This window comes from Escherichia sp. MR (assembly GCF_005280595.1).
GTDB lineage: Bacteria > Pseudomonadota > Gammaproteobacteria > Enterobacterales > Enterobacteriaceae > Escherichia > Escherichia ruysiae.
On the sequence record NZ_SZVK01000007.1, the window covers coordinates 108,755 to 129,670 of the forward strand.

General features: G+C 51.6%; 21 protein-coding genes. 12 read left to right on the forward strand and 9 right to left on the reverse strand.

What is annotated here, in order from left to right; all coding sequences use genetic code 11:
* Positions 1-97: 97 nt before the first annotated feature.
* From folE to mglC, 6 genes are all read left to right on the forward strand, one after another.
* Positions 98-766, forward strand: coding sequence for a GTP cyclohydrolase I FolE (gene folE / locus FC814_RS05135; RefSeq protein ID WP_001139613.1), 669 nt, complete (start codon positions 98-100; stop codon positions 764-766).
* A 16-nt stretch (positions 767-782) separates the two neighbouring features.
* Positions 783-1,940, forward strand: a complete 1,158-nt coding sequence (gene yeiB / locus FC814_RS05140; RefSeq protein WP_137325604.1) for a DUF418 domain-containing protein YeiB — start codon at positions 783-785, stop codon at positions 1,938-1,940.
* 141 nt (positions 1,941-2,081) lie between these two features.
* On the forward strand, positions 2,082-3,122 hold the full coding sequence (galS, locus tag FC814_RS05145) for an HTH-type transcriptional regulator GalS (protein ID WP_000628680.1): 1,041 nt from the start codon (positions 2,082-2,084) through the stop codon (positions 3,120-3,122).
* Between the two features lie 279 nt (positions 3,123-3,401).
* A complete protein-coding gene (gene mglB, locus FC814_RS05150) occupies positions 3,402-4,400 on the forward strand; it encodes a galactose/glucose ABC transporter substrate-binding protein MglB (RefSeq protein ID WP_001036964.1) in 999 nt (332 codons plus the stop codon).
* 60 nt (positions 4,401-4,460) lie between these two features.
* On the forward strand, positions 4,461-5,981 hold the full coding sequence (gene mglA, locus FC814_RS05155; protein ID WP_000255048.1) for a galactose/methyl galactoside ABC transporter ATP-binding protein MglA: 1,521 nt from the start codon (positions 4,461-4,463) through the stop codon (positions 5,979-5,981).
* 15 nt (positions 5,982-5,996) lie between these two features.
* Positions 5,997-7,007, forward strand: a complete 1,011-nt coding sequence (mglC, locus tag FC814_RS05160; RefSeq protein ID WP_001275121.1) for a galactose/methyl galactoside ABC transporter permease MglC — start codon at positions 5,997-5,999, stop codon at positions 7,005-7,007.
* 79 nt (positions 7,008-7,086) lie between these two features.
* Here mglC and preA read toward each other — a convergent pair whose 3' ends face one another.
* The 8 genes from preA to FC814_RS05200 all read right to left on the reverse strand — a co-directional run bounded on the left by preA (position 7,087) and on the right by FC814_RS05200 (position 14,109).
* Entirely contained in the window at positions 7,087-8,322 is a 1,236-nt protein-coding gene (gene preA, locus FC814_RS05165) for an NAD-dependent dihydropyrimidine dehydrogenase subunit PreA (protein ID WP_000956051.1), read from the reverse strand.
* Complete coding sequence (locus FC814_RS05170) at positions 8,316-9,554, reverse strand: NAD(P)-dependent oxidoreductase (RefSeq protein ID WP_137325609.1); 1,239 nt, start codon at positions 9,552-9,554, stop codon at positions 8,316-8,318. Before FC814_RS05170 ends, preA begins: the two co-directional genes overlap by 7 nt.
* Positions 9,555-9,818: 264 nt before the next feature.
* Positions 9,819-10,058 carry a DUF2542 family protein gene (locus FC814_RS05175; RefSeq protein WP_000383083.1) on the reverse strand — a complete coding sequence of 80 codons (240 nt, stop codon included), beginning with the start codon at positions 10,056-10,058 and terminating at the stop codon, positions 9,819-9,821.
* A 2-nt stretch (positions 10,059-10,060) separates the two neighbouring features.
* Positions 10,061-10,780: an outer membrane permeability protein SanA gene (gene sanA / locus FC814_RS05180; RefSeq protein WP_137325605.1), complete on the reverse strand. Its 720-nt coding sequence runs from the start codon at positions 10,778-10,780 to the stop codon at positions 10,061-10,063.
* Between the two features lie 184 nt (positions 10,781-10,964).
* A complete protein-coding gene (gene cdd, locus FC814_RS05185; protein WP_000553574.1) occupies positions 10,965-11,849 on the reverse strand; it encodes a cytidine deaminase in 885 nt (294 codons plus the stop codon).
* 130 nt (positions 11,850-11,979) lie between these two features.
* Positions 11,980-12,675, reverse strand: coding sequence for a CidB/LrgB family autolysis modulator (locus tag FC814_RS05190; RefSeq protein WP_000968197.1), 696 nt, complete (start codon positions 12,673-12,675; stop codon positions 11,980-11,982).
* Complete coding sequence (locus tag FC814_RS05195) at positions 12,672-13,070, reverse strand: CidA/LrgA family protein (RefSeq protein ID WP_001516704.1); 399 nt, start codon at positions 13,068-13,070, stop codon at positions 12,672-12,674. The genes FC814_RS05190 and FC814_RS05195 overlap by 4 nt, the downstream gene beginning before the upstream one ends.
* Positions 13,071-13,200: 130 nt before the next feature.
* On the reverse strand, positions 13,201-14,109 hold the full coding sequence (locus FC814_RS05200) for a LysR substrate-binding domain-containing protein (protein WP_000024642.1): 909 nt from the start codon (positions 14,107-14,109) through the stop codon (positions 13,201-13,203).
* A 126-nt stretch (positions 14,110-14,235) separates the two neighbouring features.
* Here FC814_RS05200 and FC814_RS05205 point away from each other — a divergent pair, with 126 nt between their 5' ends.
* The 6 genes from FC814_RS05205 to dusC all read left to right on the forward strand — a co-directional run bounded on the left by FC814_RS05205 (position 14,236) and on the right by dusC (position 20,221).
* On the forward strand, positions 14,236-15,594 hold the full coding sequence (locus tag FC814_RS05205) for an aromatic acid/H+ symport family MFS transporter (RefSeq protein WP_000194207.1): 1,359 nt from the start codon (positions 14,236-14,238) through the stop codon (positions 15,592-15,594).
* A gap of 11 nt (positions 15,595-15,605) precedes the next feature.
* The gene (gtdA, locus tag FC814_RS05210) at positions 15,606-16,634 is read left to right on the forward strand and encodes a gentisate 1,2-dioxygenase (protein ID WP_000131692.1); all 1,029 of its coding nucleotides are present in this window, start codon (positions 15,606-15,608) and stop codon (positions 16,632-16,634) included.
* A gap of 15 nt (positions 16,635-16,649) precedes the next feature.
* The gene (locus FC814_RS05215; RefSeq protein WP_000196042.1) at positions 16,650-17,351 is read left to right on the forward strand and encodes a fumarylacetoacetate hydrolase family protein; all 702 of its coding nucleotides are present in this window, start codon (positions 16,650-16,652) and stop codon (positions 17,349-17,351) included.
* An 8-nt stretch (positions 17,352-17,359) separates the two neighbouring features.
* Positions 17,360-18,004 carry a maleylacetoacetate isomerase gene (gene maiA / locus FC814_RS05220; protein WP_000781175.1) on the forward strand — a complete coding sequence of 215 codons (645 nt, stop codon included), beginning with the start codon at positions 17,360-17,362 and terminating at the stop codon, positions 18,002-18,004.
* Positions 18,005-18,018: 14 nt separating this feature from the next.
* Positions 18,019-19,212: a 3-hydroxybenzoate 6-monooxygenase gene (locus FC814_RS05225; RefSeq protein WP_137325606.1), complete on the forward strand. Its 1,194-nt coding sequence runs from the start codon at positions 18,019-18,021 to the stop codon at positions 19,210-19,212.
* A 61-nt stretch (positions 19,213-19,273) separates the two neighbouring features.
* Positions 19,274-20,221 carry a tRNA dihydrouridine(16) synthase DusC gene (dusC, locus tag FC814_RS05230; protein ID WP_137325607.1) on the forward strand — a complete coding sequence of 316 codons (948 nt, stop codon included), beginning with the start codon at positions 19,274-19,276 and terminating at the stop codon, positions 20,219-20,221.
* Positions 20,222-20,592: 371 nt separating this feature from the next.
* Here the strand turns inward: dusC and yohP are convergent, their stop codons facing one another.
* Positions 20,593-20,676, reverse strand: coding sequence for a small membrane protein YohP (yohP, locus tag FC814_RS23075; protein WP_000691708.1), 84 nt, complete (start codon positions 20,674-20,676; stop codon positions 20,593-20,595).
* Between the last annotated feature and the right edge of the window lie 240 nt (positions 20,677-20,916).

Consider the following 20,916-nt stretch of genomic DNA (forward strand, 5'->3'; position numbering starts at 1 on the left):
GTGCGTCACCTCACGCACAATAATCAGGCTGCTAATCAGCTTAATAACTTTGCCCCCACGCAGGGCGGAGGCGTCACACCTGCAGGAGAAAATATAAATGCCATCACTCAGTAAAGAAGCGGCCCTGGTTCATGAAGCGTTGGTTGCGCGAGGACTGGAAACACCGCTACGCCCGCCCGTGCATGAAATGGATAACGAAACGCGCAAAAGCCTTATTGCCGGCCATATGACCGAAATCATGCAGCTACTGAATCTCGACCTGGCTGATGACAGTTTGATGGAAACGCCGCATCGCATCGCCAAAATGTATGTCGATGAAATTTTCTCCGGCCTGGATTACGCCAACTTCCCGAAAATCACCCTCATTGAAAATAAAATGAAGGTCGATGAAATGGTCACCGTGCGCGATATCACTCTGACCAGCACCTGTGAACACCATTTTGTCACTATTGATGGCAAAGCGACGGTGGCCTACATCCCGAAGGATTCGGTGATCGGTCTGTCAAAAATTAACCGTATTGTGCAGTTCTTTGCCCAGCGTCCGCAGGTGCAGGAACGTCTGACCCAGCAAATTCTCATTGCGCTACAAACGCTGCTGGGCACCAATAACGTGGCGGTCTCTATCGATGCGGTGCATTACTGCGTGAAAGCGCGTGGTATCCGCGATGCGACCAGCGCCACGACAACGACCTCCCTCGGGGGGTTGTTCAAATCCAGTCAGAATACACGCCACGAGTTTCTGCGCGCCGTGCGTCATCACAACTGATTAAAAGGCAGGAACCATGGAGCGCAACGTCACGCTCGATTTTGTTCGCGGCGTCGCCATTCTGGGGATCCTGCTTCTTAACATCAGCGCCTTTGGACTTCCAAAGGCGGCTTATCTCAACCCCGCCTGGTACGGTGCTATTACACCGTCTGACGCCTGGACATGGGCATTTCTCGATCTCATCGGGCAGGTGAAATTCCTCACGCTTTTTGCGTTGCTGTTTGGTGCGGGGCTGCAAATGCTGCTGCCGCGTGGCAGACGCTGGATCCAGTCACGGCTCACCCTGTTAGTCTTGTTGGGCTTTATTCACGGCTTGTTATTCTGGGACGGCGATATTCTGCTGGCTTACGGGCTGGTGGGCTTAATCAGCTGGCGGCTGGTGCGCGATGCGCCATCGGTAAAAAGCCTGTTTAATACCGGCGTCATGCTATATCTGGTAGGGCTTGGCGTTTTGCTGCTGCTGGGGTTGATTTCCGACAGTCAGACCAGTCGCGCCTGGACGCCGGATGCGTCCGCCATTTTGTATGAAAAATACTGGAAACTTCACGGCGGCGTGGAAGCCATCAGTAACCGTGCCGATGGAGTAGGGAACAGTTTACTGGCACTGGGTGCGCAGTATGGCTGGCAACTGGCGGGGATGATGTTAATTGGCGCGGCATTGATGCGTAGCGGTTGGCTGAAAGGGCAGTACAGCTTGCGCCACTATCGCCGTACCGGTTTTGTGCTGATGGCGATTGGGCTGATGATTAACCTTCCTGCTATCGCACTACAATGGCGGCTGGACTGGGCGTATCGCTGGTGCGCCTTCTTACTTCAGATGCCGCGTGAACTGAGTGCGCCATTTCAGGCGATGGGTTATGCGTCGTTGCTGTTCGGCTACTGGCCACAATTAAGCCGTTATAAGCTGGTGCTGGCGATCGCCTGCGTCGGACGGATGGCGCTGACCAACTACCTGTTACAAACGCTGATTTGTACCACGCTGTTTTATCATCTCGGTTTGTTTATACAGTTTGACCGTCTGGAATTGCTGGCGTTTGTTATTCCGGTATGGCTGGCGAATATCCTCTTCTCTGTTATCTGGCTACGTTACTTCCGTCAGGGGCCGATAGAATGGCTCTGGCGTCAGCTCACCCTCCGTGCTGCGGGGCCTGCATTGTCCAAAACATCAAGATAACGATCTTGATCACATTCATTAACAAAACGGCTGTAACCGTTTCCATTGCTGTGACTCGATTCACGAAGTCCTGTATTCAGTGCTGACAAAATAGCCGCCAGCAAGCAGTAACCTACTGCAATCTCACAACAGGTAGTGAATATGATCACCATTCGTGATGTAGCGCGTCAGGCTGGCGTCTCTGTGGCAACGGTTTCCCGAGTGCTCAATAACAGCACGCTGGTAAGTGCAGAAACGCGTGAAGCGGTAATGAAAGCCGTAAGCGAACTGGATTACCGACCAAACGCCAATGCCCAGGCGCTGGCAACTCAGGTGAGCGATACCGTTGGCGTGGTGGTGATGGACGTTTCTGATGCGTTTTTTGGCGCACTGGTGAAAGCCGTCGATCTCGTCGCCCAACAGCATCAGAAATATGTGTTGATTGGCAACAGCTATCATGAAGCGGAAAAAGAGCGTCACGCCATCGAGGTGTTAATTCGCCAGCGTTGTAATGCATTGATTGTTCATTCAAAAGCGTTAAGCGACGACGAACTGGCGCAGTTTATGGACAACATTCCCGGTATGGTGCTGATCAACCGCGTTGTACCGGGTTACGCCCATCGTTGCGTTTGCCTGGATAATCTCAGCGGTGCCCGAATGGCGACGCGTATGTTGCTGAATAACGGTCATCAACGCATCGGTTATCTTTCTTCCAGCCACGGCATTGAAGATGATGCAATGCGCAAAGCCGGCTGGATGAGTGCGCTGAAAGAGCAGGATATTGTTCCGCCGGAAAGCTGGATTGGCACCGGCACGCCGGACATGCCCGGCGGTGAGACGGCAATGGTCGAGCTGCTGGGACGCAATCTGCAACTTACTGCTGTGTTTGCTTATAACGACAATATGGCCGCTGGCGCACTGACGGCATTAAAAGATAATGGCATTGCGATTCCGTTACATCTCTCAATTATCGGTTTCGATGATATCCCCATCGCCCGTTACACCGACCCGCAATTAACGACCGTGCGTTATCCCATTGCTTCGATGGCAAAATTAGCTACTGAACTGGCCTTGCAGGGCGCAGCAGGCAACATTGATCCGCGAGCCAGCCACTGTTTTATGCCGACGTTAGTGCGTCGGCATTCTGTCGCAACACGCCAGAATGCGGCGGCGATCACTAACTCAACAAATCAGGCGATGTAACCGCTTTCAATCTGTGAGTGATTTCACAGTATATTAACAATGCGATAGCTATGATTGCACCGTTTTAACGTTGTAACCTATATGTAACAGTGAATAATCACTTTTATCGAGGTTATAGCGTCATAACAACAATTAAAGTCGTTTTCTGGAGCGTTACCGGGCATGGAAGAACGAATTTTAAAACGTGAGCTTCGGCGTTCAGTAACACTTCATTAACTATACTGCCCCGCCAAGCATTTATCTCAAGCACTACCCTGCATAAGAAAAACCGGAGATACCATGAATAAGAAGGTGTTAACCCTGTCTGCTGTGATGGCCAGCATGTTATTCGGTGCCGCTGCACACGCTGCAGATACCCGTATTGGTGTGACGATTTATAAATACGACGATAACTTTATGTCCGTGGTGCGTAAGGCTATCGAACAAGATGCGAAAGCCGCGCCAGACGTCCAGCTGCTGATGAATGATTCACAGAATGACCAGTCCAAGCAGAACGATCAGATTGACGTGCTGTTGGCGAAAGGGGTGAAGGCGCTGGCAATCAACCTGGTTGACCCAGCTGCTGCGGGTACGGTGATTGAGAAAGCGCGTGGGCAAAACGTGCCGGTGGTTTTCTTTAACAAAGAACCTTCCCGTAAGGCGCTGGATAGCTATGACAAAGCCTACTACGTAGGCACTGACTCGAAAGAGTCCGGCATTATTCAGGGCGATTTGATTGCTAAACACTGGGCGGCGAATCAGGGTTGGGATCTTAACAAAGACGGTCAGATTCAGTTCGTACTGCTGAAAGGTGAACCGGGCCATCCGGATGCAGAAGCGCGTACTACCTACGTGATAAAAGAACTGAACGATAAAGGTATCAAAACCGAGCAGTTACAATTAGATACCGCTATGTGGGACACCGCTCAGGCGAAAGATAAGATGGATGCGTGGCTGTCTGGCCCGAACGCCAACAAAATCGAAGTGGTTATTGCCAACAACGATGCGATGGCAATGGGCGCGGTAGAAGCACTGAAAGCGCACAACAAGTCCAGCATTCCGGTGTTTGGCGTCGATGCGCTGCCAGAAGCTCTGGCACTGGTGAAATCCGGTGCACTGGCGGGCACGGTGCTGAACGATGCTAACAACCAGGCGAAAGCGACCTTTGATCTGGCGAAAAACCTGGCCGATGGCAAAGGTGCGGCTGATGGCACCAACTGGAAAATCGACAATAAAGTTGTCCGCGTTCCTTATGTCGGCGTAGATAAAGACAACCTGGCTGAATTCAGCAAGAAATAAGACTGATTGGGCGCAGTCGTTTACTGCGCCCTTATTGTATGGCCAACAAGGTAAAATTATATGGTCAGCTCAACGACTCCGTCTTCCGGGGAATACTTGTTGGAAATGAGCGGTATCAACAAGTCTTTTCCCGGTGTTAAGGCACTTGATAACGTTAATTTAAAAGTCCGGCCACATTCTATCCATGCATTAATGGGAGAAAATGGCGCAGGAAAATCAACATTATTAAAATGCCTGTTTGGTATTTATCAAAAAGACTCCGGCACCATTTTATTCCAGGGTAAAGAGATCGATTTTCATTCTGCCAAAGAAGCACTGGAAAATGGGATTTCGATGGTACACCAGGAGTTAAACCTGGTATTACAACGTTCGGTGATGGACAACATGTGGCTGGGGCGATATCCCACCAAAGGCATGTTTGTCGATCAGGACAAAATGTACCGTGAAACCAAAGCGATTTTTGATGAACTGGATATTGATATCGATCCGCGTGCGCGGGTCGGGACATTATCTGTTTCGCAAATGCAAATGATCGAAATCGCCAAAGCGTTTTCCTATAACGCAAAAATTGTGATTATGGATGAACCGACTTCTTCGTTAACCGAAAAAGAGGTCAATCATCTGTTCACTATTATTCGTAAATTAAAAGAGCGCGGCTGCGGTATTGTTTATATCTCGCATAAAATGGAAGAAATTTTCCAGTTATGTGATGAAGTCACCGTATTGCGTGACGGTCAGTGGATCGCCACCGAACCGCTGGCAGGGCTGACGATGGACAAGATCATCGCCATGATGGTTGGGCGTTCTCTTAACCAGCGTTTCCCGGACAAACAAAACACACCAGGCGAAGTGATTCTGGAAGTGCGTAACCTGACGTCGCTGCGCCAGCCTTCCATCCGCGATGTCTCGTTTGATCTGCACAAAGGGGAGATCCTCGGTATTGCCGGTCTGGTGGGGGCGAAACGTACTGATATTGTTGAGACGTTATTTGGTATTCGCGAGAAATCGGCTGGCACCATTACGCTGCATGGCAAAAAGATCAATAACCATAACGCCAACGAAGCTATTAACCACGGATTTGCACTGGTCACTGAAGAGCGCCGCTCGACGGGAATTTATGCCTATCTGGATATTGGTTTTAACTCGTTAATTTCCAATATTCGCAACTACAAAAATAAAGTTGGTTTACTGGATAACTCGCGGATGAAAAGCGATACCCAGTGGGTGATTGATTCGATGCGGGTAAAAACGCCGGGGCATCGGACGCAAATTGGTTCACTCTCCGGCGGTAATCAGCAAAAGGTGATCATTGGTCGCTGGCTGCTAACGCAACCAGAAATATTAATGCTCGATGAACCGACGCGCGGTATTGATGTTGGGGCGAAGTTTGAAATTTATCAGTTAATTGCCGAACTGGCGAAGAAAGGCAAGGGGATTATTATTATCTCCTCCGAAATGCCAGAGTTGTTAGGGATAACAGACCGTATTCTGGTGATGAGCAATGGTCTCGTTTCTGGAATTGTCGATACAAAAACAACAACGCAAAACGAAATTCTGCGTCTTGCGTCTTTGCACCTTTAAGATTAGGGGCTTCCTATGAGTGCGTTAAATAAGAAAAGTTTTCTTACTTACCTGAAAGAGGGCGGTATTTACGTCGTTCTTTTAGTTTTGCTGGCGATTATAATTTTCCAGGATCCTACTTTTTTAAGTCTGTTGAACTTAAGTAATATTCTCACCCAGTCATCGGTACGTATTATTATCGCGCTCGGCGTGGCAGGGTTAATTGTCACTCAGGGGACTGATCTTTCTGCCGGGCGCCAGGTAGGGCTGGCAGCGGTGGTAGCCGCGACGTTATTGCAGTCGATGGAAAACGCCAACAAAGTGTTCCCGGAAATGGCGACGATGCCGATTGCACTGGTTATTCTGATTGTCTGTGCCATTGGCGCAGTTATCGGTTTAATCAACGGCCTGATTATCGCTTATCTCAACGTAACGCCGTTCATTACCACGCTCGGCACGATGATTATCGTCTACGGCATCAACTCGCTCTATTATGACTTTGTGGGTGCGTCGCCAATTTCTGGTTTTGACAGCGGTTTCTCCACCTTTGCCCAGGGCTTTATTGCATTGGGGAGTTTCCGGCTCTCTTATATCACCTTCTACGCGCTGATTGCGGTGGCGTTCGTCTGGGTGCTGTGGAACAAAACCCGTTTCGGTAAGAACATTTTTGCTATCGGTGGTAACCCGGAAGCGGCGAAAGTTTCTGGTGTCAACGTCGGCCTGAACCTGCTGATGATTTATGCGCTGTCTGGCGTGTTCTATGCCTTCGGCGGGATGTTAGAAGCCGGACGTATCGGCTCTGCGACTAACAACCTTGGCTTTATGTATGAGCTGGACGCCATCGCGGCGTGCGTGGTGGGCGGCGTATCGTTCAGCGGCGGTGTGGGGACGGTCATTGGCGTGGTGACCGGGGTAATTATCTTTACGGTCATCAACTATGGCCTGACGTACATCGGCGTAAATCCGTACTGGCAGTACATCATCAAAGGGGCGATTATTATCTTCGCCGTGGCGCTGGATTCACTGAAATACGCGCGTAAGAAGTGATATGAATGTAGGGATTGCCGGATAAGGCGTTTACGCCGCATCCGGCGACAGGAGCTAAATGCCGGATGCGATGCTGGTTCTACAACGTTACCGGGTGTTCTTTCTCTCCTTTTTTAAACTTCACTTCCCCGAGATCAATGCACCCCACCGGACAGACATGACCGCAAAGCAAACAACCGACGCATTTTTCGGTATTGCAGTGCGGCGTGCGCGATTTCTCATCCCATTCCATCGCCTGATGCCCACCGTCGTAGCAGGAAATATAACAGCGCCCACAGCCGACACATTTATCAAGATTAATATGGGGATAGACGATATAACTGCGGTCTAAATCTTCCGCCGGGACAATATTATGATTCGCCAGGCCAACCATCTCCTGCAACGAATCAAATCCCTGATCGGCAAGATAATGTGACAACCCGCTCGCCATATCTTCCACAATGCGATAACCGTACTGCATGATGCCAGTAGTCACCTGTAACGTTGCCGCACCGAGTAATAAAAATTCCGCTGCGTCTTCCCAGGTCTCAATACCACCGATACCGCTAATCGGGAAATCACGCAGTTCCGGATGGGTGCGCATTTGCTGAATAAAGCGCAGGGCGATTGGTTTCACCGCTTTACCGGAATAACCGGAAATACTCGATTTACCGTTGACGATTGGCATACCAATTTTCTGATTAAGATCGATATTGGTGATGGATTTGACGGTGTTAATCGCCGCAATGCCATCTGCGCCACCACGCTTCGCCGCCAGCGCCACTTCGCACATATCACCGATATTCGGCGTCATCTTCGCCAGCATCGGCAAAGTGGAACCGCGTTTCACCGCACGACAATATTTTTCTACCAGTTCCGGACTTTGCCCGACATCGCTCCCCATCGCATGAGAGGTCATCTGCGGGCAGGAGAAATTACATTCGATCATATCGGCGCCTGCTTTTTGCACCAGACGCGCCAGATCCTCCCATTGTTGCTCATTTTCCCCCATGATCGAGGCGATCAGCACCTTGTCAGGGTAATCTTCTTTCAACCGACGCAAAGCGGCCAGATTCTCCTCCAGGGGATGTTCGGCAATCTGCTCCATATTTTTGAAGCCAATAAAACCGGTATCTTCTTTCACCAGATGATCAAAACGCGGCGAAACTTCGTTGGCGATAAAAAAGCCGATCGTTTTGAACACCACGCCGCCCCAGCCTGTGTCGTAGGCTTTGGCGCACATCTCGTAGCAGTTGCCGACCGGCGAAGAAGAGAGGCAGAACGGGTTGGGAAACTTCACGCCGCAAAAGGTAATAGAAAGATCTTTCGTTAACATGAGCAAGCTCCCTCTAAATAGTGATGAATCGCCTCGGCGGCTTCTTTCCCGGTCTTCACGGCATAAACCACGGTTTTGTCGCCCTCAACAATATCGCCAGCGGCAAACAGTTGTGGGTCGCGGGTCTGGTAATTTTTCGTTTCGATGATGTTGCGCTTCGGCTCCAGCGCCGCAAAAGCGGTAAGTTCGGCATGTTGACCGACGGCGAGAATAATTTTGTCCGCTGCCATTGTCAGTTCGCCCGGCAAACGAACATGTTTAAAGGTAACTTTATTGCCCTCTACCGCCACTGGCGTAAAGCCATCAATAATCGATACCCCCAATTTCTGGGCGCTGGTGAATTCTTTCTTGCTTGCCGGAAATTCATCTAACTCTTCGCGCGCCACACAGGTCACCGCCTGGCAGCCGAGAACTTTCAGCGTGCTGGCAACGTCCATCGCGACATCGCCGCCGCCAATAATTAATGCGCTTTGCGGGATGCGGATATCGCCTTGTGCCTGACGCGCGCGTTGCAGGAAATCGACGGCGATCTCAACGTCGCTATGCTCAAACAGCGGCAGCCGAGAACCGCTCGATAATCCCACGGTGACCAGCACTGCACGGTTTTCTGCTTTCAGTTGTTCCAGCGAAAGCGTTTTGCCAATTTCACAGTTGCACTTAATGGTCACCCCCATTTTTTCGATGCGAGCGATTTCCGCATCCAGCACCGACTGCGGCAAACGAAATTGCGGAATACCGTTACACAACCAGCCACCGGGTTGCGCTCCTTTTTCATAAATTGTGACGTCGTAACCCAGATTGGTCAGCGTCACGCTGGCTTGTAATCCGGCTGGGCCTGCGCCAATAATCGCGACTTTACCGCGCGTCTTGCTGCCCGGTTGATAAATCTCCATTCCGGTTTGTTGTTCAAAATCAGTAACGAAACGTTGTAAGCGACCAATATCAATGGGGTCATCGACACCCGCACGGGTACAACCGCTCTGGCATAATTTTTCCGTAGGGCACACTCTGGCGCAAACGGCACCAAGGGCATTATTTTCGCGAATTGTCTCGGCAGCGCCTTTAAAATTACGAAAATAGATTGAGCGAATAAATTTCCCCGGATCGGTTTGCGCCGGGCAAGCCTGACTGCAGGGCGCGTCGTGACATAATAAACAGCGGGAGGCTTCTTTAATCGCCAGTAAAGGCGTAAAAGCCGGAGTGAGTTCATCCAGATAATTTTGTTGCGGCATGTGATCTTCCTTAATGCTATGGGTAATTAAGGCGAACGCCTGTTTTACCCGCAATACTTCAAGTGGCATGTGCTGCGACATAGCACCTTTCTGCAACTCAAATTATTTTGGGTAAATATAACGTACTAATATTAAGGCTAAGCGTGCGGGGGAATTTAAACTGTGAAAAGATTCACAAATAGCTGCGGTTCAGAATGTTATATCCGCAGCCTGGTGGGTGAACTAATAATTATTCTCAATAATTAGCAAGAGGAAGAAATAATATTATCGGTAAAAAATAAGATAAATAATCATGCCGATGGATAAAAGTCCGAAGCCGCTATATGCCACTATATAAGCGAAGAAGAGTCCGGGATTTTTGTCACGCCAGACATACACTGGTTCCAGGGAATTTTTAACCCGTTTATCAATTGCGCCAGCACGCCAGCCTTTCCAGGCTTCGCGAAAACAAAATACAGGGATCAGGAAAAAAACGGCAATGACAAAAAACTGCTGAACATCCATAACTACTTTCCTTGTTTCTTTTCTAATTCAAGTAATTGTTCGGGGGTAACGGCCGGATACCCCTGCGCATCTTCCGGCACCTGGTGCATTGCCGGAATAGGAACCAGAGGACCTAAAAAGCGTGGCTCACGTTTAAAGATATAAAGATCAGCCAGAGCGCCGAAACGAGCGGCAAATTCACGAATACGTACCGACCACATATCTTTGGGTGATGGTACGGCATAACACTGCGCCTGAATACCCATGTGCAGAGCGATAAATAATGCCCGTTCACAGTGGAAACGCTGAGTGATAATAATGAAGTCGTTAGTATCGAAGACTTTGCGCGTGCGTACGATAGAGTCGAGGGTTCGAAAACCTGCGTAGTCGAGAACAATATCAGCTGGATCGATACCAGCGGCAATTAAATCTTTGCGCATGGTCATCGGTTCGTTATAACTCTGCAACGCGTTATCGCCGCTAAGTAATAGATAATTCACCTTACCGCTGTTATAGGCATTTATTGCCCCCTGAATACGGTAGCGGTAATACTGATTAATCACCCCGGTGCGATAATACTTCGCGGTGCCAAGTACCACGCCGACCTGGCGGTAGGGGAGATCCTGTAACTCGTCGTAGATATAAGGCGCAGTTTTCCAGCTCATCCAGCGATCGAGGCCGAGCACAGTCAACAGCAGCAAGCCGATCAGGACTAACAGGCTGTAAAACACGCGCTTTAACATGCAGAAAACTCGATCTTGGGGAATTTCAATCAGGCTACTTTACCTGCGGGCTTTGCGCAAGAAACGGCAAACTGTTTGCCGGGATTTTCGACACCTGGATAAGTTGGCAAGCCTGATGCGACGCTTATCAGTGTGCCAGGGCTGTAGGCCGGACAAGGCGTTCACGCCGCATCCGGCACTAGGCTTAAGCGAGAAGAACGCGGTCGATATTGTTGCAGCCGAGAGCTTTAAGCGTTGCGGAGGTTGCATCCCACTGAATCAGCGGCGCATCGGCTTTTTCTGCCAGAATCGCGCGCTGAATATCCGGGTAATCATACCCCTTGAGATTCAACAGAATTAACGCTCCTTGTAATGGCGGCAGAGTCGGGTTGAATGCCGCGTTTTCAGCGTAGCTACCGCTGAAAATACGACCGTCTTTACATTCCAGCGCCACGCCGCTTGGGGAGTTGCTGTAAGGCATGTGTGAACGGTTTGCCGCTGCGATCGCCGCCTGAGAAAGCGCATCGCCGGTCAGTGCAAAGCCGTGATCCTGCTCGTCCATCAGCAGCGTTTTAATCTCCAGATCTTTCGGCCCAAAAGCATCCGGCAGATAGTCACGCAGCGCGTGCGCTTCACGACCCGGTAGATGAATACGCAGATCCAGACCGCTATTCAGTTCATTCATAAACTGACGGCAGTGACCGCAAGGCGTGTAGTTAACGGTGATAGCGGCGAGTGCTTTCTCACCGCTTAACCAGGCGTGGCTGATAGCACTTTGTTCGGCATGAACGGTTTGCTGCATTGTCGCGCCAATAAATTCCATATTGGCACCAAAATACCAGGTTCCACTCACGCCGCGCGCAATAGCGCCAACATTAAAATTCGACAATGGCGTGCGGGCACAGGCCGCCGCCAGCGGCAGCAGTGCGAAAGCCAGCGCGTCTTCGTCCAGCCCCGTTGCGCTCTTTAGCGAAGAGACCTGCTCTTTGGTCAACAACGCAGGAAAATACTTGTCTGCCAGAATGGGTTCCAGTGCAGATTGCAAGTTATCCGCAAGTTGGGCAAAAGCAGTTTGAAAACGTGGATGCATGGCGTTGCCTCATAATCATGTAATGGGATAACAGTTTACGAACCCGCTATGGCTTTATATGTGATCTGAATCTCATTAATTATGCAACGCGTGAAACTTACATCAAAAATGCGCGACGCATCGCAAAATTTTAGCCCATTACAGCCAGAATAATCGGGAAAAGGAACGGTGCGATCAGCGAGGTAATAATCCCGCACAGCACCAGTGCCAGCGAACTAAATGCGCCTTCCTGATAATCCAGCTCGGCACAGCGCGCCGTACCGAGGGCGTGAGAGGCCGTTCCCATCGCCAGACCGCGCGCCGCTTTGGTGCGAATACGCATCGCATTAAGCAACGTATGACCAAACACCGCGCCCAGAATACCGACGAAAATGACGCAAACTGCGCTAATTGCAGGGATACCGCCAATACTGCCGCCGACAGCCATCGCAATTGGCGTAGTCACCGACTTCGGCAAGATTGACGCGGCGATTTCTGGTGAAGCACCCATCAACAATGCCACGGAAGTCCCTGTCACCATCGCGACCACGCTACCGATAAAACAAATGGTGATGATCGATTTCCAGCGCGCGCGGATCTGATGCAGCTGTTCATATAAAGGATAGGCCAGCGCCACCACCGCCGGTTGCAGCAGATCGTTTAAAACCTCACTACCTTTAAAATAGTTGTCGTAAGAGATGCCGGTCAGCATTAAAAAAGGAATGATCACCACCATTGCCACCAGCAACGGATTGAGCAATGGAAATTTATACCGCGCTGCCAGTTTGCGGGCGGCAAAAAAGACAATCAATGTCAGCGGTAATGACCACCAGATATTCGCCATCATTTCTCTGATCCTTTCTGACCTATGACTTTACGTTCACCGTGTACCAGGTGCGAACTCCAGCTCACCACCAGAAAAACCACCAGCGTACTAATGGCACAGGAAACCACTACCGGGCCAAACTGTGCGCGCAGCAAATCAAAATATTGCATGACGCCTACGCCAATCGGCACAAACAATAGCGCCATATAGCGAATCAGTACGTAGCACCCCGGATTGACCCACTTCGCCGGAAGAATTTGCAAGGCCAGCAGGACAAACAGGATCAGCATCCCGATGATGCTGCCCGGAATGGTTACCGGTAGCAGGGAAGCAATGAAAATACCTGCATACAGGCAGGCATAAATCAGGACAAAAGCGCGTAAATATTGCCAGATAATGTTCAGTGTCTTACTCATGATCAACACCCCAGATGAGATGGATTCATCATACAATTAATCTGTAAAACGTGCTACCGATCACATCATGAAATCTGAGCATAGTTGAATTACAGGAGACGAATATCGGGCAAGCGCCCAATTCAGTGGTCTAATTCTGGTTCAAAAAGTGCAGGAACCGACTTAGCGCACGGGAGGGCGTTTCGTTATTACGCCAGAACACGCCGACGCTGCCTTTCTGTTCTATCTTCGGCAGGTTCAGGATCACCAGTTGCCCCTGACTGGCATAGCGTTGCGCCAGACGTAAAGAGAGTATAGAAATCATGTCGCTGCTTTGGAGCAGATTGGTGCTGACGTTCATTGACGCCGATTCAATGGTGTTTTCTGGCAGCATCACGCCATGTTCTACCAGCGCATTATCAATACTGAGACGAATAGGTGTCCCGGTTGGCCAGACTATCCAGCGCCAGTTAGCCAGATCATCCCAGCCAAGAGCGGCATATTTCGCCAGTGGATGGTTTGGGCGAGCGACAAAGCACACTGGCTCGGTGTAGAGCACCTGATAATTTAGCGGCAGTTGCAGTGCACGACCACCAATACGACCAACCACTACATCCACAGAACCTGCCAGCAGGTCTTGCAGTAATGGCGTCATCACCTTCTCTTCGATATTCAGGTGCAGCGTCGGCATCTCTTTTAGCAAATGCAAAATTGCCTGGGATACGCAGTCAGTGGCGACAGGAGAACAACCTATTTTCAGACTGCCGACCAGCCCGCCTTGTTTAAAGCGCGCCAGTTCATGTTGCGATCGCTCCATGTCATTGATTAATCGTTGGGCATGTTGCAATAACAATTTGCCACCTTCGGTCGGACGTAGCCCTTTGCTGTGCCGCTCAAAGAGTGTGAGGCCGATCTCATCTTCGAGTTGTGACAGCCATTTCGACAGCGCAGGCTGAGTGATATTCATCATCCGCGCCACATGGGTCAGATTACCCTGTTCGCCCAGCGCCACCAGCATTTGCAGGTGATGAAGTTTTAATTTCTGCGCCCAGTTTGCCATTTGCCATAACCTCCAGGTTATCTCTCTGCCGAAAATGCCATTGTACATTTCATCTCTTTAATCACAATATCGCAACATATACAAAACAATAGAAACATCTACCTTACCTGCACTGAGGCATTCACTATGACTCAACGACGTGATTTACAAGCACTGATCGATGCCGCTCCGGTCGGCAAGATGCAGTGGCGCGTTATCATCTGCTGTTTTCTGGTGGTAATGCTCGATGGTTTTGACACGGCGGCTATCGGCTTTATCGCTCCCGATATTCGTACTCACTGGCAACTCTCCGCAGGCGATCTCGCGCCGCTGTTTGGCGCGGGTCTGTTGGGATTAACCGCAGGCGCGCTGCTTTGCGGCCCGTTGTCCGATCGCTTTGGTCGTAAACGGGTCATTGAGTTGTGCGTCTTTTTATTTGGTGCGTTAAGTCTTGCCTCTGCTTTTTCACCAGATCTGCAAACACTGGTAATCCTGCGCTTTCTCACTGGGTTAGGTCTTGGCGGCGCAATGCCGAATACCATCACCATGACGTCGGAATATCTGCCAGCTCGTCGTCGAGGCGCGCTGGTAACGCTGATGTTTTGCGGTTTCACGCTGGGGTCAGCCTTTGGCGGGATTGTCAGCGCGCAACTGGTGCCGGTGATTGGCTGGCACGGCATTCTGGTGCTGGGAGGCGTATTACCGCTGATTTTATTTGTCGCGCTGGTGGTGGTTTTGCCGGAATCGCCACGCTGGCAGGTGCGTCGCCAGTTACCGCAGGCGGTAATTGCAAAAACCGTGAGTGCCATGACTCGCGAGCGTTATGTCGATACCCACTTTTATCTCAATGAACCAGCCGCTATTGCCAAAGGCAGCATTCGCCAGTTGTTTGCCGGGCGTCAGTTAACCATCACGTTGATGCTGTGGGTCGTTTTCTTCATGAGCCTGCTGATCATTTACCTGCTCTCAAGCTGGATGCCGACGTTGCTTAACCATCGTGGTATCGACCTGCAACATGCGTCCTGGGTCACCGCCGCATTCCAGATTGGCGGCACGTTGGGCGCGCTGGCGCTGGGCGTACTGATGGATAAATTCAATCCTTTCCGCGTGTTGGCGCTGAGCTATGCCATAGGCGTTGTATGCATCGTGATGATTGGCTTAAGTCAGGACGGATTATGGCTGATGGCACTGGCTGTCTTTGGCACTGGCATTGGTATCAGCGGATCGCAAGTGGGGCTGAACGCGCTGACCGCCACGCTCTACCCGACACAAAGTCGCGCCACGGGCGTGAGCTGGTCAAACGCCGTCGGTCGCTGCGGCGCGATTGTCGGTTCGCTTTCTGGCGGCGTGATGATGGCGATGAATTTCTCTTTCGACACTCTGTTTTTCATTATCGCTGTGCCTGCGGCGATCAGTGCGGTGATGTTAACGCTGCTGATTACCGTCGTTCGCCAGTCGACCTCTGTCCCTGACTCACTGCCTCGCGCAGGCGTTGTGAACGAATAAGGAGCATCTCAATGACTGATAACAATCAAAATAGCCGCGAGCAATTTTATCAGCACATTTCCGGGCAAAACCTGACCCCGCTGTGGGAGTCGTTGCACCATCTGGTGCCGAAAACGCCCAACGCTAATTGCGCGCCAGCGTACTGGAATTATCAGGAGATCCGCCCGTTGTTGCTGGAAAGTGGCAGCCTGATTGGCGCGAAAGAGGCGGTGCGTCGCGTACTGGTGCTGGAAAACCCGGCGCTGCGCGGTCAGTCCTCTATTACCGCCACCTTGTATGCCGGTTTGCAACTGATCATGCCAGGCGAAGTGGCACCAAGCCATCGTCATAACCAGTCGGCGCTGCGTTTTATTGTTGAAGGTAAAGGCGCATTTACCGCCGTTGATGGCGAACGCACGCCAATGAATGAGGGCGATTTTATCCTGACCCCGCAGTGGCGCTGGCACGATCACGGTAATCCTGGCGACGAACCGGTTATCTGGCTGGATGGACTGGATCTGCCATTAGTGAACACTCTGGGCTGCGGTTTTGCCGAAGATTATCCGGAAGAGCAACAACCGGTAACGCGCAAAGAGGGGGATTATCTGCCGCGTTATGCCGCCAATATGTTGCCGCTGCGCCATCAGACGGGGAACTCCTCGCCGATCTTTAACTACCGTTATGACCGCAGCCGCGAAGTGCTGCACGATTTAACCCGGCTGGGCGATGCCGATGAGTGGGATGGCTACAAAATGCGCTACGTCAACCCGGTCACTGGCGGGTATCCGATGCCGTCGATGGGCGCTTTCCTGCAACTGTTGCCGAAAGGGTTCGCCTCCCGCGTGGCGCGCACAACTGACAGCACCATCTACCACGTGGTGGAAGGCGGCGGGCAGGTCACTATCGGCAATGAAACCTTCACCTTTAGTGCAAAAGATATCTTCGTGGTGCCGACCTGGCACGGCGTGTCATTCCAGACCACGCAAGATACCGTTTTATTTAGTTTTTCGGACAGACCGGTACAAGAAGCCCTGGGGCTGTTCCGCGAAGCGCGTTATTAATTTGGGAGAGAAAAAATGACTCAATATGTATTCGAACCGCAAGCGCCCGTTACCGTACCGGTTGTTGGCAGTGATGAACAATTCCCTGTGCGTCGCGTTTACTGCGTCGGACGTAACTATGCTGCCCACGCCCGCGAAATGGGCTTCGATCCGGATCGTGAACCGCCATTCTTCTTCTGCAAACCAGCGGATGCCGTTGTTCCGGTTGCCGCTGGCGAAACGCTGGCGCTGCCATATCCGGCGCAGACCGATAACTACCATTATGAAATTGAGCTGGTAGTGGCAATTGGTAAAAAGGGCAGCGATATCCCGCTGGAAAACGCCCATGAATATGTCTGGGGTTATGCCACGGGGCTTGATATGACCCGTCGCGATCGTCAAATGGAAATGCGCCAGATGGGACGCCCGTGGGAAATCGGCAAAGCGTTTGATCTCTCTGCGCCGATCGCGCCGCTGCACAAAGCCAGCGAAACCGGCGGTATTGAGAACGCGCCAATCTGGTTACAGGTTAACGGCGAAGATCATCAGCGCAGCGATATTCGTCATCTCATCTGGTCAGTGAATGAAACCATCAGCTACCTGTCCGGCTTCTTTGAACTGCAACCGGGCGATCTGATCTTCACCGGCACGCCGGAAGGTGTTGGCCCGGTGGTGAAAGGCGATGTGATCACGGGCAACGTCGAGGGTTTAACCCCTATCGCGGTGAAGATTGTCTGAGGTGCAAGATGAAGCTGTACAGTTTTTTTAATAGTTCAGCGTCGTACCGGGTGCGTATCGCGCTGGCGCTAAAGGGTATCGATTACCAGACCGAAGGGGTGAATATCCGCATTGGTCAGCAAAACGAACTGGCCTACCGGCGGATGAATCCGGTCGGGCTGGTGCCGACGCTGCTGACCGATGATGGCGAGTCACTCGGTCAATCGCTGGCGATAATTGACTGGCTGGATCGTCATTATCCACAAGTTCCGCTGATGCCGCAGGAAGAACCGGCTCGCAATAAAGTCCTGGAAATTGTTTATGCCATCGCTTGCGACATTCATCCTCTGAATAATTTGCGTGTGCTGCGCTACCTGACCGAAGAACTGAACGTCAGTGAAGAAGAGAAAAAACGCTGGTATGCGCACTGGATCCAGCAAGGGTTAAGCGCGGTGGAACAACTGCTGCGCCAGAGCCAGTCGGGGCAATTTTGTGTGGGCGAGACGCCGACGCTGGCAGACTGCTGCCTTGTCCCACAGTGGGCAAATGCGTTACGCATGAACTGTGACCTGAGTGCATATCCGCGCTGTAAAGTGGTGTACGACGCCTGCACGCAGCTGCCAGCATTTATAGCTGCCGCGCCAGAAAATCAACAAGATAAAATTTCAGCCTGACCAGGAGAAGCATAATGACGAAAGCGACACGCGCAGTAATTGTGGGAGGCGGGATCGGCGGTGCGGCAACTGCGCTGTCACTGGCCCGCCTGGGGATCAAAGTCGTGCTGCTGGAAAAGGCACATGAAATCGGTGAGATTGGCGCAGGCATCCAGTTGGGGCCAAACGCGTTTTCGGCGCTGGACAGTCTTGGCGTCGGGGAAATTGCCCGTCAGCGCGCGGTGTTTACCGATCACATCACCATGATGGACGCAGTAAACGCCGAAGAGGTGGTGCGCATTGAAACCGGGCAGGCCTTTCGTGACCATTTTGGCGGCCCTTACGCGGTGATCCATCGCGTTGATATCCATGCCTCGGTGTGGGAAGCGGTACTGACGCATCCGGACGTCGAATATCACACCTCCACACAGGTGGTGGATATTCGTGAGACGGAAGACGATGTCACCGTTTTTGACGATCGCGGCAATAGCTGGAGCGGCGATATTCTGATTGGCTGTGATGGCGTGAAGTCAGTGGTGCGTCAGAGCTTATTAGGCGATGTGCCGCGCGTTACCGGGCATGTGGTCTACCGTGCGGTTATCGATTGTGCCGATATGCCGGAAGATTTGCGTATTAACGCGCCGGTACTGTGGGCGGGGCCGCACTGTCACCTGGTGCATTACCCTTTGCGCGGCGGCAAGCAGTATAACCTGGTGGTGACATTCCACAGTCGCCAGCAGGAAGAGTGGGGCGTGAAGGATGGCAGCAAAGAGGAAGTGCTCTCCTATTTTGAAGGCATTCATCCACGCCCGCGCCAGATGCTGGATAAACCGACCTCATGGCGACGCTGGTCAACTGCCGACCGCGAACCGGTGGCGAAGTGGGGAACGAAGCGCATAACGCTGGTGGGCGATGCGGCGCATCCGGTGGCGCAATATATGGCGCAGGGTGCCTGTATGGCACTGGAAGACGCGGTGACGCTCGGTAAGGCGCTTGCAGAATGTGACGGCGATGCGGCACAAGCCTTTGCGCTGTATGAGTCGGTACGTATTCCACGCACCGCGCGCATCGTCTGGTCAACCCGTGAAATGGGGCGGGTATACCACGCTGCGGGGGTCGAACGCCAGGTACGTAACCTGCTGTGGAAAGGGAAATCGCAGGCAGAGTTTTATCGTGGTATGGAGTGGCTGTACGGCTGGAAAGAAGATAACTGTCTGCAACCACGCTGAGCACTTTAATCCGCTGGCCGGAGGCGCTACCATAGCGCCTCATTTTTTTGCGGGTGATGATATGCGTGTACTACTGGCGCCGATGGAGGGTGTGCTTGACTCTCTGGTGCGTGAATTGCTGACCGAAGTTAACGACTACGATCTGTGCATCACCGAATTTGTCCGCGTGGTCGATCAACTGCTGCCGGTAAAAGTCTTTCATCGCATTTGCCCTGAACTACAAAATGCCAGTCGAACGCCATCCGGTACGCTGGTGCGCGTACAACTGCTGGGGCAGTTCCCGCAATGGCTGGCGGGAAATGCCGCTCGTGCGGTGGAGTTAGGCTCCTGGGGCGTGGATCTCAATTGCGGTTGCCCATCGAAAACGGTTAACGGTAGCGGCGGCGGGGCGACGTTACTCAAAGATCCCGAGCTCATCTACCAGGGGGCAAAAGCGATGCGCGAAGCTGTGCCGGCGCATTTACCCGTCAGCGTGAAAGTGCGGCTTGGCTGGGACAGCGGCGATAAGAAGTTTGAAATTGCCGATGCTGTTCAACAGGCTGGCGCCACGGAACTGGTGGTGCATGGGCGGACAAAAGAGCAGGGCTACCGTGCGGAGCATATTGACTGGCAGGCGATTGGTGAAATTCGCCAGCGGCTGAATATTCCGGTGATTGCCAACGGTGAAATCTGGGACTGGCAGAGTGCGCAACAATGTATGGCGATGAGCGGCTGCGACGCGGTAATGATTGGTCGCGGGGCGCTGAATATTCCCAACCTGAGCCGGGTGGTAAAATATAACGAACCGCGAATGCCGTGGCCGGAGGTGGTTGCTTTGCTGCAAAAATATACCCGTCTGGAAAAGCAGGGCGATACTGGGCTATATCACGTCGCGCGAATTAAACAGTGGTTGAGTTATTTGCGTAAAGAATACGATGAAGCAACGGAATTATTTCAGCATGTTCGGGTGTTGAATAATTCCCCTGATATTGCAAGGGCTATTCAGGCAATTGATATCGAGAAACTCTAAAAACCATAGTGATGTTTTTTGACAATGTGTTAGCTCTTTATCAATAGGCCGCACGGTTGTTTGGTGGCGCCAAAATCGCCGAGGCGTTCCCTGGAGGCCGGGGCAGCCCACATGGATGTGGGCTGAGGGCGCGTTTTACAGGGATGTTACCTCGCGCCCGACCCGGTAGCCGCAAGGGATAAGCCGAGGGCACCGCGTAGCGGCGGTTTTGTTCGCCAGAGCCCGGGGGTGCAGGGGGCGGCGGCGATTGGCCGCCCCCTGCGCGCTCCTTGCGCCAGTGATTATATGAAGCAATGCACATGACAGGAGCGCAACAGGATGAGAGACTGAAATATTCTTGTTATTTTCGGATCTGATGACATTAATTAATTTTAAAATATCATCTTAAATACGCCAGTCACCACCAGTAGCCCAATCAGGAAAATAATCAATACAGCCCAGAGTATAATTTTCATTGGCGTTCCTTTATTTGTGAGTGCTGAGTAAGTATAGGAAAAAATAAAACCCTTTGCCGTTATTCATAACCGATTAAGATAAATCGGAGAATATCATTTACTTACTGTATGTTTTTCTGGATATGTCGTTTTATTGCCAGTGATGTATTGCCACGCGAAACTAGGTGATGCTGCCAACTTACTGATTTAGTGTATGATGGTGTTTTTGAGGTGCTCCAGTGGCTTCTGTTTCTATCAGCT